The organism is Pseudomonas sp. GW823-FHT03E05 (genome assembly GCF_058796855.1).
In genome coordinates, this window is sequence record NZ_JBXAJB010000002.1 from 405,793 (window position 1) to 421,573 (window position 15,781).

A 15,781-nucleotide genomic window follows, 5' to 3' on the forward strand; every position below is an offset into this window, starting at 1 on the left:
GTGTAGGAGCCAGCTTGCTGGCGAATGGCCCTTGAACCCTGCGCCGGTCATGCCGCCGCCTTCGCTGGCAAGCCAGCTCCTGCGAGAGTGATCGTGGTCATGCTCAGAACGCCAGGCTGACGCGGCTGTAGTAGTAGCCGCCGCCCAGGCCATAGGGCGAGAACATTCCGTATTCATAGGTTCCCGCCCAGGCCTTGAGGCCGATCTTGTCCGGGTACACGTCGAACAGGTTGTTGGCGCCCACGGCCACGGTGAGGTTCTGGGTCACGTCGTAGGCCACGTCCAGGTCGGTGATCCACTTGGCGCTGTAGGTGCGATCGTTGCTCGGGATGTTCGAGCCTTCGGTGTACTCGCCAAAGCGGGTCAACTGCAGGTTGGTGGTCCAGTCGCCGACCTTGTAGTTGCCGGAGAGGATCCACTTGTCCTTGGGCGTGGATTTAGTCAGGTCGATCTGCTGCTGGCGGTCGAACAGCACATACCCCGCCCCCAGGCGCGACAGGGCCGCCGGGGTGTCCGCCAGGTCGCGGATGGTGGTCTTGTTGTGGTTGTAGGCGACGCTCCATTTCGCCGTGCCGTACTCGCCGAAGGACTGGCGGTAGTCCGCCACCAGGTCCACGCCCTTGGTCCGGGTGTCGGCAGCGTTGGTGTAGTACTGCCCGGCGAGGTTCGGCGAGAGGCCGTTCTCCACCAGGATCTGCGACACCGCCGGGCCCTTGAGGATGCCGGTCTGGAGAATGCGCTTGTCGATGTCGATCAGGTAGAAGTCGGCCGTCAGGCGCAGCCGATCGGTGGGCTCGGCGGTGAACCCCAGGCTGTAGTTGCGCGAGGTTTCCGGCTCCAGGTCCTTGGCGCCCAGGGCCACCGCTTCCGGCGAGTTGGGGCGCATCTGCTTGGTACGCACCGAGGTGGTGGTGCCACCGGCGCCGAATTCGGTGACCGTGCTGGTGGTGGAAAAGACGCTCTGGGCCAGGGACGGTGCACGGAAACCGTTGCTCACCGCAGCCCGCACCGCGTACCCGGGGAGGAACTCGTAACGGGTGGTGAGCTTGCCGCTGGTGGTGTCGCCTACCCCTAGGTTGTACTTCTCGTAGCGCGCCGCCGCACCGACGTACCAGTTGGGGGTGATGTTCAGGCCCAGGTCGATATAGGCCGCCTCACTGTGGCGCTTGAGGCTGTAGGCATCTTCCGGGGTCGTGCCGTTGACCGAGAACAACCCCGGGTCCGGCACCACACCGGCGAAAGGCCCGGTGTTAGGGACATAGCTGCCCTGGTTGTAGGAGTTGGGCTCGCCCTCCTCCAGCGCATATTTCTCCCAGCGGTATTCCACGCCGAAGGAGGTTTCCAGCGGGCTGCTCCAGCCGATGTCCAGGGCCCGGGAGAAGTCCAGGTTGTTGGTCCACTGGTCGAACACCAGGTTGCCCAGGTGGAAGTCGTGCTGGCTGTAGGGGCCATTGGAAATGTTCAGGTTGTTGGCCGTGTCGAGCACGCCGCGATCCTTGCCGTAGGTGCTCGACAGGTCCCAGTCCCAGCCACCGAGCAGGCCCTTGGCACCACCGGCGACCTGGAAATCGGTCTCGTGGATTTCCCGCCGCGCCTGGCCGCCGTTGGGGTAAGGCGCATTGGGAATGCCCGCCAGGCTGGTGATGTCGGTGGGCTTGCGGTGCCCCAGGTCCTTGTTGCTATTGCGGTAGCTCAGGGTCGAGAACGAGTACAGCTTGAGGTCGTCCTCCAGAGGCAGCTCGGCGTTGTAGGCCAGGCTGGTGGTGCGGTCGCGGCCCAGGCCGTACTCGGTGCCCCAGCCCTGGCGATTGCTTTCCCGGGGGTCCGGCGAGCCGTCGGCCTGCTTGAAGTACAGCTGGCCGCTGGCGGCACTGGAGCGCTCGTAGGGTTCCTGCAGCTTGGCGTCCCAGGACAGGTTGATGAAGCCGCCGTTCTCTCCCAGTTTGTTGCCCCAGTTGAAGGCTTCGTGGCCGGTGGTGCCGTCGCCGTCGTAGTACTGGCCCAGGGTGGTGTCGGAGGTCAGGCCTTCGGCATTGCGCTTGAGGATGATGTTGATCACCCCGGCGATGGCGTCGGAGCCGTACTGCGCCGCCGCGCCGTCGCGCAGCACTTCGATGCGCTCGATGGCGGCGGTGGGAATCAGGTCCAGGTCCACCGGCACCGAGGCGTTGCCGACCCGTGCGCCGTTGTTGATCAGCGCCGAGTTGTGCCGGCGCTTGCCATTGATCAGCACCAGCACCTGGTCGCCGCCCAGGCCGCGCATGCTCACCCCGCGCACCAGGAACGCCGTGCCGCCGCCGTTGATGGTCGGTACGTTGAACGACGGCAGCAGGCGCCCGAGCATTTCTTTCAAGCCGTTCTGGCCGATGCTGCGCAACTGCTCGCTGTCGATCACATCGATCGGCGCCGGGCTGTCGGTCACCGTGCGTTGCTGGCTGCCGCGCACCCCGGTGACCACCACCGTGCCCAGGGTTTCGTCGGCCGCCAGCAGTTCGGCGGGCAGCGCCAGGCCCAGCAGGCCAAGGCTCAGGGGGGCCGCGCCGAAGAGGATTTTATGCAAGGAAATACTCATGACTTCAGATCCTTTGACAGGCGGCTCAGCGCGCTCGGGCGGCAACGGTTTCGACTTCGATCAAGGCGCCGGGCAGCACCAGCCCCGCCACTTGCACCGTGGTCCGGGCGGGCTTAAGCGGCTGCTTCTGGGTGCCGAAGAACTCGCGGAAGGCCACTTGCAGGCCGTCGAAATCCAGCTTGCCGCCCAGGGCCGGGTCCCCTACCAGGTAGATGCGCAGTTGCACCACGTCCCCCAGGGTCAGGCCCTGGCTGGCGAGGATCGTCTCCACCTTGCGCAGCACCACCCGGGCCTGGGCCTCGGTGTTGCCCTCGGCGTGGATCTGCTCCTTGGACGCCTTGGGATCCACCGGGTCCGGCAGCAGCCCGGAGAGGTAGGTCACCTCGCTGTTGGCGGGCAGGGTCACCGATTGCAGGATCGGCGAATTGGGGTAGCTGGACGGCACGCGCTGGATTCCCGCGGCCCAACTGCTGCTGGCGGCGAACAACAGCCCCAGCCCTACGACGGTGTTTTTCAAAGACATGCAAAGACGCTCCCAAGGTTGTGTGTGCCAGCCTCGGAGGTCCGCTACCCGGCATGGGTTACCGCTGTTGTGTGAGTGCTCGGCTTTTTCAGGCCGTTTGCTGTAGCGACGAGCCTTGCGCCCGTTGGAAAAGTTGCCGCACCACCCGCCGCGCCGCGCCGGCGGCGGCTTCCTGCCAGATGCCCACGCCGCTGTGGGCCAGGCCGTCGCTGGTGAGGTAGACCCGGCCCTGGGGCTGGTTGAGCAGGCCGTAGTCCGGCTCGGCCACTTCATGGCTGATCCAGGGGCCGAAGTTGTAGGGGATCTTGCTCCAGGCAATCACCAGCGGATTGCGCAGTTCCTGGCTGTGCCCGGGGTGCAGGAGCTCCACCGCCTGACGGGAAATCTCGATCTGCTGGGCCAGGGTTTTCTCCCCGAACCGTCGGGCGGTTTCGCCGTTGTTGTAGGCCGCCACCAGCACCCCTTCGGCCTGGTTGAAACCGCCGCTGGGGTACCACAGCCCGGAGGCTTCCTGGTTGATGAACGACAGCCCGCCGTAGATCTGGTACTGGCTTTCCCAGAAGCGCCGCGACTGCCAGGCCACCTTGTTGGCGTAGCCGAACTGCACCGCGCCGATGGCCTGGCGCACCGGGGCGCTGAAGTTGTTCTGCACCTTGGCCAGCAGCGGCAGGGGCAGGCTGCTGATCACGTAGTCGGCCTTGAGGTTGTGGGTGCGGCCGGTGCGCCGGTCCAGGTAGACCACTTCGGCGCTGTCGGCCTGGTTGCTGATGGAACGCACCTCGCTGTGCAGCCGCAACTGGCCTTTCAGGCGCCGGGCAAAGGCCTGGGGAATGCGGTCCATGCCCCCCACCGGCTGGAACATGGTGGGCGAGAACTCCGGGTATTCGTCGATCATCAACGCCGTGGTCAGCGCCGGGTTGAGCAGGGTCTGCAACGGCAGCGGATCATTCTTCTGCGCCAACTGGTCGCCGGCGCCGGGCCAGACCTTGTAGCCGGAGCGGGCCGAACCCAGGTACTCCAGCTTGTCGGAAAGATCACCCCAGGTTTTCAGGAAACTCAGCAGGTTGCTGCGATCGGCTGGTGTCAGCTCCTGATCCAGGGCATGGCGATTGACGGCCTTGGCCAGCAGCTCGGAAAAATGCCCGCGGCTGTCATTGACCGCCTGGCGGATCTGCAACGCCGGCTGGTCAAGGTCCGGACGCACCAGGGCGTTGCGGCTGGTATTGACCAGCACCTCCAGCTCCACCCCCAGCTCGCGGCAGTAGCCGAGCATCAACTGATGGTGGCTGGGCAGGCGGCCGGCCCCGGCATTGAGGTAGAACCCCTCCCCGAATTGCGCGACCTGGGTGCTGCCGTCGCTGTACTCCACCCGATCGCCACCACGCACCGTCCAGTTGCGCCCGCCGACCCGGTCCCGGGCTTCCAGCAAGGTCACCTTGAACCCGGCCTTGCTCAACTCGTAGGCGCTGACCAGGCCACCGATCCCGGCGCCGATCACCACCACGCTGGCGCCCTTGCCCAGCGCCGCCGTGGGCAGCGCCGCGTAGTTTTCCTCGAACGCTTCGGCCGTTGCGCTGGCGCCGAACAGGCCCATGACCGCACTCGCCGCCTGGACCCCGCCGACAGCGGCAATACGGGCGATCAATTGTCTTCTGGTCAGTGGCATGCAAGCGCTCCCTGCTGCGGATGGATAGTGCGTTCGGTTATAGATCGGCGACTTATGCAGTCACTTGGGTCTATGTGAAGCCATCCTAGGGGCGCTTATTTAATAAGAGAAATACATTTTAAGCATATGCAAATATTACTTTGTTTCATATTCAAGCCAAAAGATTCTGCGCTCCGCGCATAGCCCTGCGCCTGGCCGTGCCTGGCCATACTCGCCCCGCCAGGAACCGGCTTGCCAGCGAAGAAGCCCCACGGCTCGCGCCGGCATCAGCGCCCCTTCGCCGGCAAGCCGGCTCCTACGGCCTGGGCGGCGTCGAGAACGCGCAACAAGTTGCCGCCCCAGATCTTCGCCAGGTCCGCTTCGCTGTAGCCCGCCGCCAACAGGCGCTGGGTAATCCGTGGCAGTTGCGCGACATCTTCGAGCCCCTGTACCCCGCCACCGCCGTCCCAGTCGGCGCCGATGCCCACATGATCCGGGCCGACCACTTCCAGGATGTGCAGCAGGTGGCGCAGGTAATCGTCCAGGCTGGCCCTGGGCTGCGGGTAGCGGGCTTCGACCTGGCGAATGCGTTCGGCCAGGTCCGCCACCTGTTCCGGGCTCATGCTCGCCGCCAGGCGGAACTCGCGGTACAACGGCCCCAGGGCCTTGTCCCGCTCGGGATTGGGCGCAAGGTTGATCAGGTCGCTGGGAAAGCTGTTGACCTGCACCACACCGCCCCTGGCCGCCAGTTGCCGCAGGCGCCGGTCATCCAGGTTGCGTGGATGGGCGGTGATTGCACGGCTGCTGGAATGGGAGGCAATGATCGGCGCCCTCGACAGCGCCAGGACCTGGTCGAACACCTGGTCCGAGGCATGGGAGACATCCAGCAATATCCCCAGGCGATTGGCCTCGGCCACCAGCTCCCGGCCCGCCGGGCTCAGGCCGCGCCACTGCGGCAGGGCGGTGGCCGAGTCGGCGAAATCGTTGTTGGCCGAGTGCACCAGGCCGAGCATGCGCAGGCCCTGGCGGTAATAGGTGTGCAAGCGTGCCGGATCGGCGGCCAGGGGCTGGGCGTTTTCCATGCTGATGAAAACCACACGCTGGCCACGGGCGACGATGGCCGGTACATCGCCAGCCGTCAGGGCCAGGGCGAAACCATCGGGGTGGGCGCCCAGCAGGTCGCGGATCCGCGCCAGCACCGCCAGCCCATGTTCGCTGGCCAGGGTCCGGCCTTCGGCGGTGAGCGGCCCCTGGGGGGTGAAAATGGCCCAGAAACCGCCGTCCAGGCCGCCCTCTTTCATCCGTGGCAGATCGACCTGGGACAGGTCGTCCTGGTAGCGATGGCGCTGGGTGATGTCCCAACCGGGGCGGGCCAGTTGCATGGGGGTATCGAGGTGGCTGTCGAGCACGATCAGGCGCTGGTGCAGGGCTTGGGCGGGGTTGTCGGCCAAGGCCCAGGGGCTGGCCAGCGCCAGGCACAGCAAGGTTCGGGTAAACATGCGGCCTCCTGGCCAATGAAAGAATTTCCCCCCGGATCGCAAGAGCTGGCTTGCCAGCGAAAGCGTCATCCTGGCCAGTGCAAGGCTTGAGGGCCTCTTCGCCGGCAAGCCGGCTCCTACATGGGGCGTCAGGTGTTCCGTAGGAGCTGGCTGGCCAGCGAAAGCGTCATCCTGGCCAGCGCAAGGCTTGAGGGCCTCTTCGCCGGCAAGCCGGCTCCTACATGGGGTGTCGGGTGTTCCGTAGGAGCTGGCTGGCCAGCGAAGGCGTCATCGCCCTTTCGCCGGCAAGCCGGCGGCTACAGGCTCAGGTCCAGTGGAAGCTGCGGTCCCACAGGCCGGATACATCCAGTTGCTGGGGCAGTACGCCGGCCTCGAAGAACAGGTCGGCCACGTCCTGCTGGGATTTCACCGCTGCGTCGTCCACCGGTTGCAGCAGGCGCGGGCCGCTCTGGGCCCGGTACTGGGCAAGGAACACTTCCCGGGGCATGCCGAGAATCTGCGCGCTCCTGGTCGCCCATTCCTCGGGGTGGCTGGCAATCCACTGCCAGGAGCGGTACTCGCGCAGGATGTAGTCGGTGATCGCCGCGTGCTTGGCCGGGTCGGCGATGCTCTGCTGGTTGGCGGCGATCACGTAGTTGCCGGACAGGTAGCCCTGGCCGGTCTTCAATACCCGGGCCCCGGCCCGCAGTTCCGCCAGCTGGATGAAGTAGCCGAAGCTGACCCAGGCATCCAGGGCACCGTTCTGGAACGCGGCGAAACCGTCCTGCGCAGTCAACGCCATGGGCACGATATCGGCAAAGCCCAGGCCCTGCTCCTTCAGCGCCTTGAGCAGAAAGTAATGGGAACTGGTGGAGCGGATATAACCGATGCGCTTGCCCTTGAGCTCGGCCACCGACTGCACTGCAGAGCCCTTGGGCACGATGAAGGCCTGGTTGTTGACGTCGCCGGTGAGCACCGCGATCAGCTTCACCGGGGCGTGGTTCTTGATCCCGAAGATCGGCGGGATCTCGCTCATCGGCGAGATGTCCAGGGTGCCGCTGACCAGGGCCTCGAAGCTCAGGTTGCCGCCGGTGAACTCAGCGTACTTGACCTTGTAGGGCGGCGGCTCGATGCCCGCCTCGGCAAAGAAGCTCGGCGCCGCCCCCTTGTAGGTGGCGACGTTCAGGGTGACCCCGGACAGGTCCACGGAGGCTCCCAGGCCCAGGCGCGGCAAGGCGGCGGCCAGACCGGCCAGGGCCGAGAGTTGGAGAAAATGACGACGCTGCATGGGCAATGGTCCTTAATCGAGAAAGTCCGGTTCTTCGCGCACGATCCGCTCGCGGTAAGGCTGGAAACTGAACCAGCCGCCAAACTCGGTGCCGACCTGGCGTGCGGTGTGGCGCGCCACCTCATGGGGAATGGGCCGCGGGGTGCCGGCAGCTTCCGCCAGCAGTTGAGTCTGGGCGGCGTTGTCCATGGCGATGAAGCGCCACACCGCCGCCTCGACGGTTTCACCCACGGTGAGCAGGCCGTGGTTCTGCAGGATCAGCGCCTTGCGCCCCGCCAGTGCGGCGGCGATCCGCGCGCCCTCGCTGGCCTCCAGCACCACCCCGGAAAAGTTGTCGAACAGCCCGTGCCTTTCATAGAAAGCGCAGGCGTCCTGGGTCAGCGGATCGAGCAAGCGCCCCAGGCTCGACCAGGCCTTGCCGTACAGTGAATGGGCATGGGCCGCGGCGACCACCTCGGGATGGGCTTCATGCAGCGCCGCATGGATGGCGAACGCCGCCAGGTTCAACGCGCCCTCGCCTTCGATCACTGCCCCTTCGGGGTTGACCAGCAACAGGTCGCGGACCCGTACATGGCCGAAATACACCCCCACCGGGTTGACCCAGAAATGGTCCGGGCGCCCCGGGTCACGCACCGTGATATGCCCGGCGCCGCCCATGTCGAACCCCAGCCGGGCGAACACCCGGAACGCCGCGGCCAGGCTCTGCTTGCGCTGCAGGCGCTCCAGCTCGACGGTGGCCTGCTGGGGCGGATGCTCCCAGCGAAAAACCGTATGGCCATCGCGGGGCAAGTCATACACCGCGGGGCGAAAATGTGCGGTCATATCCGCTCTCCTTGAAATTGTCGAAAAGGCCCGCTGGGCCTTGCTTGGCGACCGCCCGCCGAACCTTCAGCGGCCTTGAGAACCCCGGCGTCCCTTCGGGCCGTGCGCTGCCTGCGGCAGCGGCTACACGAAGCGCTGCCGGCCAGGGCTGGAACCGCGCGTTAGTAGCCACGCTGGATCTCCACCGGGTTTTCCAGGGGTAAACCATCGCCCCAGCGCTGGAGATTGCGCCCCAGCAGGCGCGCGATATTCAGGTAGACCCGGGGCGAATTGGCCGAGGTGTGGGGCGACAGGCGAATACCCGGGTGGCGATAGAAAGGATGCCCCGCGGGCAACGGCTCGGGGTCGGCCACGTCCAGGCTGGCCAGGGCGATACGCCCGGTGTCCAGGGCCTGCAACAGCGCCGGCTGATCGATCAGCGCACCGCGAGCGATATTGATCAGGTGCAACCCTGGCTTGGCCGCTGCCAGTACATCGGCATCAATGATGCCCCGGGTCTGCTCGGTCAACGGCACCGCCAGCAGCAGGTGATCGGCGCGGGCAAACAGCTCCTGCAGGTCGGCCACCGCCTCCACCCCGGGCACCTCGAACGGCTGCGCCGAACGCCGCAGGGCCAGTACCTGCATGCCCAGGGCCTGGGCCTTGGGCGCCAGCTCCCGGGCGATGCTGCCAAAGCCGAACAGCCCCAGGGTGCTGCCGGCCACCGAGGCCAGCGGCCGTTGCTGCCAGTGTTCGGCACGCTCGATCCACACCTGGGGCAGTTGCTTGGCGGCGGCGAAGATCGCCGCCAGGGCAAACTCGGCAATGCTTTCGGCGGTGCTGCCTCGGGCACTGGCCACCGGCAGGTCCTGGAACAGCCAGCGAGGAAAATAATCCAGGCCCGAAGTCACCAGTTGCACGAAGCGCAGGCCAAACGGCCAGCCCGCCGGCGGCACTGGCGCGTTGCGAAAATCGGCGTGGGGCGCGGCCAGCAGCACTTCGATATCGGCGGGCAAGCCACACGGCAGGCCCCGAGGCAGGCTCAATACTTCCACCCCCGGCAGCCACTGGCGCAACTGCTGGTTGAAGTGCTCGTCGAGCTGGCTGGCGATGCGCGTCACGCCTGGGCTCCGCGGCTGGGCAAGGCAAAGGCGGCGCGCCCCACGGCACCGAGAATCGCGTCGTTCTGCGGGGTATGAATGCGGCTGCACAGCACATCGCGGTAATGCCGCTCGATGGGGTTGCCCCGGGCCAGCCCGGGGTTGCCGATGGCTTCGATGCCCAGCTCCACGGCGCTGATGGCGTTGCTGGTCACCAGGTATTTGATCTGGGTCGCCTCCCCCGGGGCGATCCGCCCTTCGGCGGCGGCATCGAGCAGCACCCGGTTGTTGAGCAGCAAGGCGTCGATGCGCCCGATCAGTTCCTGAAAGCGCGGCAGGCTCGACAGCGGTGCGCCAAGGTTGGCCGGGGCACGCTGGGCCAGCCAGCCCAACAGCCAGTCGCGGGCGGCCCGGGCCACGCCGTCGTAGATGGCCGAGAGCAGCACCGCCAGCCAGAGCACGCCCTTGCTGTCCAGCTCGGAAGGCCGGGGCACGTGAGCCGGCTGGATATCCACCGCCTGTTCCTCGGGCACGAACACCTCATCGAAGATCACGTCGTGGCTGCCGGTGGCGCGCATGCCCAGGTGATCCCAGGTTTCCTCGACGCTGATCCCGGGGCTGTCACGGTGGACCAGCCAGGTACCCACTTGCGGCTCGGCCTCGTCGCTGCGGGCCCAGACCGCAAGCCAGGTCAGCCCGGGAATGCCGGTGGAGTAGATCTTGCGCCCGCTGAGCAGCCAGCCGCCCTCGACCCGTCGTGCCAGGGTCGCCGGCAAACCTCCCCGGGCCGGGGTACCCAGGTCCGGCTCGACCCGCAGGGCGTTGATCAGGGCACCCTCTTGCACCGCCTCCCGGGCCACGCGCTGGCGCAGGTGCAGCGGCCAGGCCGTGTTCTGTTGCAGGCGCGTGTGCTGCAGGTACTGCATCACCAGCACCAGCGCGGTGGAAGGCTCGCCCCGGGCCACGGCGCCTATCACTCGTCGCGCCTGGGCCAGGCTCGCCTCGCTGCCGCCCAGGGCCCGGGGCACGGTCAGGGCCAGCAGGCCATGCTGGTGCAGGCGTTGCAGGTTGGCGTGGGGAAATTCGCTGTGACGGTCGTAGTGCGCTGCGGTGGCGGCGAATTCTTCACTCAGTTGCTGCAGCAGGTCGGCGAACTCGCTGGAGTCTGGATCAGGGACGGGACGGGACACGGACGGAGACGGTTGCACGCTGGAAAGGCTCATCGGCTGGCAGTCCTGCTCAAGGGAAGGGAGATGTCGACGGCCGGCTCGGCCTCGGTTTCCACACCCAGCAGTTGCAGCAACCGCGCGCGCAGTGCCTGGAACCCAGGGGTGGAGGCCTGACGCGGACGCGGCAGGCGGATTGGCAATTGCTCGGCGATTTGCCCGTTGGCCAGCACCAGCACCCGATCGGCCAGCAGCAGCGCCTCGTCGACATCGTGGGTCACCAGCAGCACCGCCGGGGTGTACACCCGCCACAGGCGGATGATCAGTTGGTGCATGCGGATCCGGGTCAGGGCGTCCAGAGCGGCGAAGGGCTCATCCAGCAGCAACAGGTGCGGCTCGCGTACCAGGGCCCGGGCCAACGCCACTCGCTGGGCCTCGCCGCCGGACAAGGTGCCTGGCCAGGCATTGAGCCGGTGGGCCAGCCCGACCTCCTCCAGCGCTGCCTCGGCCCGCTCCCGGGCCCCGGCACCGCGCACGCCCAGGGCAACGTTGCGCCACACGCGCTTCCAGGGCATCAACCGTGGCTCCTGGAACACCGCGGCCATGGCCGAAGGCACCTGCAACTGGCCCTGGTCGATGGGTTCCAGCCCGGCCAGGGTTCGCAGCAAGGTGGTCTTGCCCGAACCGCTGCTGCCCAGGAGGGCCACGAACTCCCCGGGAGCGATGTCCAGATCCAGGCCATCGAGCACCGCCTGCCCGGCAAAGCGCCGGGTGATCCGGCGGCATTCGACGGCAGCGCGCAGGCGGCCCTGCTGGGGCAATGACAAAGTCATGGGTCAGTTCCTGATAAAGGTCGGGCGCCAGGCCAGGGCGCAACGTTCGAGGCCGCGCACCAGCCCGTCGATGCCCAGGCCGAGCACGCTGTAGACCAGGAGGCAGATGACGATCACGTCGGTGCGCATGAAGTCCCGCGCGTCGTTGACCAGGTAGCCGATACCGGCGCTGGCGTTGATCTGCTCCACCACCACCAGCCCCAGCCAACTGATGCCGAAGGCATAGCGCAGGCCGACGAAGAACGCCGGCAGGGCCCCGGGCAGGATCACGTGGACGATCAGTTCCCAGCGTTTGAGGCCCAGCAGGGTCGCGGCCTCCACCAGCTTGGGATCGAGGCTGCGAATGCCGGAAAACAGCGTGAGGTAGATAGGAAAGGTAGTGCCCAGGGCGATCAGCGCGATCTTCGGCGTCTCGCCCACGCCAAACCAGAGAATGAACAGCGGCACTATGGCCAGGAACGGCAGGGTGCGCAGCATCTGCATGGGGGAATCGATGGCGAGCTCGCCGCGCCGGGACAACCCGGCCACCAGGGCCAGGAGCGTGCCCAGGCTGACGCCGATGGTCAGGCCACTGAGGGCGCGCTTGAGGGACACCCACAGGTGCCCGGCCAGTTCGCCGCTGCCGAGCATCTGCCACAGGGTGCCGCCGATGGTACTGGGAGCGGCGATGATCCGCGCCGGCAACAGCCCGCTGCGCGAGGCCAGTTCCCACACCAGCAGAAGCAGCAACGGGCTGACCAGGCGCAGCAGCAGGTTGCCCAGGAGCTGGTATCCGGGGCGCTCGGCCCAGCGACGGGACGAGGTGAGGGGGGCTGGCGCAGGCATCGCAACATCCTTATTTCAGCGCGTTCGAGCCCCATGCTAACTACATAAAAAACGTCCGTGAAATTCGTTTTGGTTCTAACTTAATATACAAAAATTGCATTCAATGATTGCCAAGACATGCAAATCAATAATCAAAAACAATCCGAAGGAGCCGGCTTTCCGGCGAACAGCCCCCTGAGGTTTGCGCCGGCCTCGAGGGCGCCTTCGCTGGCAAGCCAGCTCCTACGGCGCAGCCTTGCCGACGCGGGCGGCGACCATCTCGCCGAACATGCTCACCGGCTCTTGCAGGTTGCCGAGGAACCGCGGGTGGACCAGCCACAGGTCGATCACCGGCTTGAAGTCGCTGACCGGGACGATCTCCAGCTTGTCCCGATGGCTGCTGTTTTCCAGCAGCGGCAGCGGCACCAGGCCATAGCCCAGGCCATTGGCGATCAACCCCAGTTGCAGCTCGGTGCCGAAGGTTTCCAGGTTGATCTGCAACGACAGCCCCTGTGCGCTCAGCGCCCGTTGCAGGCCGGCACGAAAGCCGCAGCCGTCCGGGTTCAGCACCCAGCCGCGCTGGTAACAGTCGGCCAGTTTGCACGAGCGCTTGCGCACCTCGCCCTTGGCCGCCACCACCACCAGGTTCATGCTGCCCAGGGAACGGCCCACCACCCCTTCGGGGAAGACCTTGCCAGCGGGAAACAGCGCCGCCACCACATCCAGCTCACCGTTCTCGACCTTGCTCAACAGGTGGCTGCCCCAGCCCGTGGCCACCGAGGTCTGCAACTGCGGATACAGCGCCTTCAACTGGCTCAGGGCATCGAGCAGCACCACATCGCCGATGGTCTGCGGCACGCCGATGCGCAGGGCACCACTGGGGGCGCCGTCATTGGCCACCAGTTCATTCAGCGCGTCGATGCTGCGCAGCACTTCCAGGCACTGGCCATAGACCCGCAAGCCCATGCTGGTGGGCTTGAGCGGCTTGGTGTTGCGGTCCAGCAATTCCACCCCCAGGGCTTCCTCGAAATTCTGCACCCGGCGGGTAATGGCTGGCTGGGTCAACTGCAGGGCATCGGCCGCCTGGCTGATGGTCTGGCAGCGGATTACCGCCACGAACGCATTCAGATCATCTATCTTCATTCTTTTTTCGCATAATAAATGACTGGAAAAATGTTCGATAAGAATAATACCTTTTAGCTCGCCCGTGTAGTTCGCGTCATTTGCCTTGTGTCCACGGAGGGAGCCCATGCCCCACAACGCCACGACAGTCGCCATCGAATCAGCCAACTTCGCCCGCCTGCGGGACTTTATCGCCGCTCTGGCCGAGCTGCTGGACAGCCATCCCGATGAAGCCCGGGTGCTGGACCAGGGCGCCGCGCTGCTGCACCAGCTGGTGAGCCAGGACGACTGGCTACCCGCGGCCTTCGCCCAGCCGGATCCGCAGCGCTACCAGCAGTTCCTGCTGCATGCCGACTCGCGCCAGCGCTTCTCCATCGTCAGTTTCGTCTGGGGCCCTGGGCAGCGCACACCGATCCACGACCACCGGGTCTGGGGCCTGATCGGCATGCTGCGCGGCGCCGAGGACAGCCAGGGGTTCGAACGCCTGGCCGACGGCCGCCTGCAGCCTGCCGGCGCGCCGCTGCGCCTGGTGCCGGGCCAGGTGGAAGCGGTGTCGCCACGCATTGGCGACATCCATCAGGTGAGCAATGCCCATGCCGATCGGGTATCCGTCAGCATCCATGTGTATGGCGCCAATATCGGTGCCGTGCAGCGCGCCGTGTACGACCTGGACGGCCAGGAAAAACCCTTTGTCTCCGGCTACTCCAACCATTTGCTGCCTAACCTCTGGGACTTGTCGAAGGAGCCCCTGCAATGACCGATTTCCCGACCCGCAGCCCGGCACAGATCCGCCAGGCCCTGCTCGACCGCCAGGAGCTGGCACTGATCGATGTGCGTGAAGAAGCGCCCTTCGCCGAGGCCCACCCGCTGTTCGCGGCCAACATCGCGCTGTCGAAACTGGAGCTGGAGGTGTATGCGCGCATCCCCCGCCGCGACACCCCGATCACCCTCTACGACCAGGGCGAAGGGCTGGCCCAGCGCGCCGCCACGCGCCTGCGGCAACTGGGCTACAGCGATGTCGCCCTGCTGGCAGGCGGCCTGGAGGGTTGGCGCAGCGCCGGCGGCGAGCTGTTCAAGGACGTCAACGTGCCGAGCAAGGCCTTTGGCGAACTGGTGGAAGCCGAGCGCCACACTCCGTCCCTGGCCGCCGAGGAGCTTCAGGCACTGCTCGACCAGCAGGCCGACCTGGTGGTGCTCGATGCCCGGCGCTTCGACGAATACCAGACCATGAGCATCCCCGGCAGCACCAGCGTGCCCGGGGCCGAACTAGTGCTGCGGGTGCGTGAGCTGGCCCCCGATCCCCGCACCCGGGTGGTGGTCAATTGCGCCGGGCGCACCCGCAGCATCATCGGCACCCAGTCCCTGGTGAATGCCGGCATCCCCAACCCGGTGGCGGCACTGCGCAATGGCACCATCGGCTGGACCCTGGCCGGGCAGAAGCTCGAACACGGTCAGAGCCGGCGCTTCAAGGCCATCAACGAGGCCCAGCGGGCCCCAGCCCAGGACGCCGCTCGGGCCGTGGCCGACCGCGCCGACGTGGCACGCATCGACCTGGCCCAGTGGCGGCGCTGGCAGGCCGACCCCAAGCGCACCAGCTACCTGTTCGATGTGCGCACCCCGGAGGAATTCGCCGCCGGCCACCTGCCCGGCGCCCGCTCCACCCCCGGTGGGCAACTGGTGCAGGAAACCGACCACTTCGCCAGCGTGCGCGGTGCGCGCCTGGTCCTGGTGGACGACGACGGCGTGCGCGCCAACATGAGCGCTTCCTGGCTGGCCCAGATGGGCTGGCAGGTGGCGGTGCTGGACGGCCTGCGCGACAGCGACTTCAGCGTGCGCGGCCCCTGGCAGGCGCCACTGCCGGACACCTCGCCGGCCGAAGAAATCAGCCCCCGCACCCTCGCCACCTGGCTCCAGGAGCCCGGCACCCTGGTACTGGACTTCACCGCCAGCGCCAACTACGTGCAGCGCCACATCCCCGGCGCCTGGTGGGCATTGCCCAGCCAGTTGCAGGAAGCCCTGGCCCAGTTGCCACAGGCGGAGCGCTATGTCCTGACCTGCGGCAGCAGCCTGCTGGCGCGCTTCGTGGTGCCGCAGCTGCAGGCCCTGACCCAGCGTCCGGTGTTCCTCCTCAGCGGTGGCACCGCGGCCTGGATCGAAGCCGGCCTGCCCGTGGAAGAAAGCCGCCAGCAACTGGCTTCACCCCGGATCGACCGCTACCGGCGCCCCTATGAAGGCACCGACAACCCGAAAGAAGCCATGCAGGGCTACCTGGACTGGGAATTCGGCCTGGTGGCGCAGTTGGGCCGGGATGGCACCCACGGCTTCTTCGTCATCTGAACCGCTTCGCTGGCAAGCCAGCTCCTACAGACCCCGCCTCTGCACTGTAGGAGCCGGCTTGCCGGCGAAGAGGCCGCAGGCCTGGCATCGCTCGCAAGGGCACCCTCGCGGG

13 protein-coding genes are annotated in these 15,781 nt (G+C 66.8%); 2 read left to right on the forward strand and 11 right to left on the reverse strand.

All coding sequences use genetic code 11. The features are described 5' to 3' along the window. Nucleotides 1–103 precede the first annotated feature (103 nt). The 11 genes from AC1RCO_RS09565 to AC1RCO_RS09615 all read right to left on the reverse strand — a co-directional run bounded on the left by AC1RCO_RS09565 (nt 104) and on the right by AC1RCO_RS09615 (nt 13,353). Complete coding sequence (locus AC1RCO_RS09565) at nt 104–2,572, reverse strand: TonB-dependent receptor plug domain-containing protein (protein WP_011059728.1); 2,469 nt, start codon at nt 2,570–2,572, stop codon at nt 104–106. A gap of 25 nt (nt 2,573–2,597) precedes the next feature. Next, nucleotides 2,598–3,095, reverse strand: coding sequence for a RidA family protein (locus tag AC1RCO_RS09570; RefSeq protein ID WP_015634471.1), 498 nt, complete (start codon nt 3,093–3,095; stop codon nt 2,598–2,600). An 88-nt stretch (nt 3,096–3,183) separates the two neighbouring features. After that, nucleotides 3,184–4,761 carry a flavin monoamine oxidase family protein gene (locus tag AC1RCO_RS09575; RefSeq protein ID WP_015634470.1) on the reverse strand — a complete coding sequence of 526 codons (1,578 nt, stop codon included), beginning with the start codon at nt 4,759–4,761 and terminating at the stop codon, nt 3,184–3,186. Between the two features lie 266 nt (nt 4,762–5,027). Beyond that, on the reverse strand, nt 5,028–6,239 hold the full coding sequence (locus AC1RCO_RS09580) for a dipeptidase (RefSeq protein WP_492617657.1): 1,212 nt from the start codon (nt 6,237–6,239) through the stop codon (nt 5,028–5,030). 304 nt (nt 6,240–6,543) lie between these two features. Beyond that, on the reverse strand, nt 6,544–7,506 hold the full coding sequence (locus AC1RCO_RS09585) for an ABC transporter substrate-binding protein (RefSeq protein WP_011059724.1): 963 nt from the start codon (nt 7,504–7,506) through the stop codon (nt 6,544–6,546). A 12-nt stretch (nt 7,507–7,518) separates the two neighbouring features. Further along, nucleotides 7,519–8,328, reverse strand: coding sequence for a class II aldolase/adducin family protein (locus AC1RCO_RS09590; protein WP_015634468.1), 810 nt, complete (start codon nt 8,326–8,328; stop codon nt 7,519–7,521). A 161-nt stretch (nt 8,329–8,489) separates the two neighbouring features. Then, nucleotides 8,490–9,428, reverse strand: a complete 939-nt coding sequence (locus AC1RCO_RS09595) for a D-isomer specific 2-hydroxyacid dehydrogenase family protein (RefSeq protein ID WP_492617658.1) — start codon at nt 9,426–9,428, stop codon at nt 8,490–8,492. Then, complete coding sequence (locus AC1RCO_RS09600; protein WP_053149489.1) at nt 9,425–10,630, reverse strand: acyl-CoA dehydrogenase family protein; 1,206 nt, start codon at nt 10,628–10,630, stop codon at nt 9,425–9,427. Before AC1RCO_RS09600 ends, AC1RCO_RS09595 begins: the two co-directional genes overlap by 4 nt. Further along, a complete protein-coding gene (locus AC1RCO_RS09605) occupies nt 10,627–11,406 on the reverse strand; it encodes an ABC transporter ATP-binding protein (RefSeq protein WP_492617659.1) in 780 nt (259 codons plus the stop codon). Before AC1RCO_RS09605 ends, AC1RCO_RS09600 begins: the two co-directional genes overlap by 4 nt. Before the next feature lie 3 nt (nt 11,407–11,409). Beyond that, on the reverse strand, nt 11,410–12,231 hold the full coding sequence (locus tag AC1RCO_RS09610; RefSeq protein WP_011059719.1) for an ABC transporter permease: 822 nt from the start codon (nt 12,229–12,231) through the stop codon (nt 11,410–11,412). A 222-nt stretch (nt 12,232–12,453) separates the two neighbouring features. Further along, complete coding sequence (locus AC1RCO_RS09615) at nt 12,454–13,353, reverse strand: LysR family transcriptional regulator (protein ID WP_011059718.1); 900 nt, start codon at nt 13,351–13,353, stop codon at nt 12,454–12,456. 106 nt (nt 13,354–13,459) lie between these two features. On the opposite strand from AC1RCO_RS09615, the gene AC1RCO_RS09620 reads away from it, so the two are divergent. Both AC1RCO_RS09620 and AC1RCO_RS09625 read left to right on the forward strand, forming a co-directional pair. Further along, the gene (locus AC1RCO_RS09620) at nt 13,460–14,089 is read left to right on the forward strand and encodes a cysteine dioxygenase family protein (RefSeq protein WP_011059717.1); all 630 of its coding nucleotides are present in this window, start codon (nt 13,460–13,462) and stop codon (nt 14,087–14,089) included. Then, nucleotides 14,086–15,669: a rhodanese-related sulfurtransferase gene (locus tag AC1RCO_RS09625; protein ID WP_015634463.1), complete on the forward strand. Its 1,584-nt coding sequence runs from the start codon at nt 14,086–14,088 to the stop codon at nt 15,667–15,669. Before AC1RCO_RS09620 ends, AC1RCO_RS09625 begins: the two co-directional genes overlap by 4 nt. The last annotated feature ends 112 nt before the right edge of the window (nt 15,670–15,781 follow it).

Coding starts and splice junctions, on each gene's coding strand:
- AC1RCO_RS09625 (WP_015634463.1), top strand. CDS start 14,086: ATGACCGATTTCCCGACCCGCAGCCCGGCACAGATCCGCCAGGCCCTG.
- AC1RCO_RS09600 (WP_053149489.1), bottom strand. CDS start 10,630: ATGAGCCTTTCCAGCGTGCAACCGTCTCCGTCCGTGTCCCGTCCCGTC.
- AC1RCO_RS09620 (WP_011059717.1), top strand. CDS start 13,460: ATGCCCCACAACGCCACGACAGTCGCCATCGAATCAGCCAACTTCGCC.
- AC1RCO_RS09575 (WP_015634470.1), bottom strand. CDS start 4,761: ATGCCACTGACCAGAAGACAATTGATCGCCCGTATTGCCGCTGTCGGC.
- AC1RCO_RS09585 (WP_011059724.1), bottom strand. CDS start 7,506: ATGCAGCGTCGTCATTTTCTCCAACTCTCGGCCCTGGCCGGTCTGGCC.
- AC1RCO_RS09565 (WP_011059728.1), bottom strand. CDS start 2,572: ATGAGTATTTCCTTGCATAAAATCCTCTTCGGCGCGGCCCCCCTGAGC.
- AC1RCO_RS09605 (WP_492617659.1), bottom strand. CDS start 11,406: ATGACTTTGTCATTGCCCCAGCAGGGCCGCCTGCGCGCTGCCGTCGAA.
- AC1RCO_RS09570 (WP_015634471.1), bottom strand. CDS start 3,095: ATGTCTTTGAAAAACACCGTCGTAGGGCTGGGGCTGTTGTTCGCCGCC.
- AC1RCO_RS09615 (WP_011059718.1), bottom strand. CDS start 13,353: ATGAAGATAGATGATCTGAATGCGTTCGTGGCGGTAATCCGCTGCCAG.
- AC1RCO_RS09580 (WP_492617657.1), bottom strand. CDS start 6,239: ATGTTTACCCGAACCTTGCTGTGCCTGGCGCTGGCCAGCCCCTGGGCC.
- AC1RCO_RS09590 (WP_015634468.1), bottom strand. CDS start 8,328: ATGACCGCACATTTTCGCCCCGCGGTGTATGACTTGCCCCGCGATGGC.
- AC1RCO_RS09610 (WP_011059719.1), bottom strand. CDS start 12,231: ATGCCTGCGCCAGCCCCCCTCACCTCGTCCCGTCGCTGGGCCGAGCGC.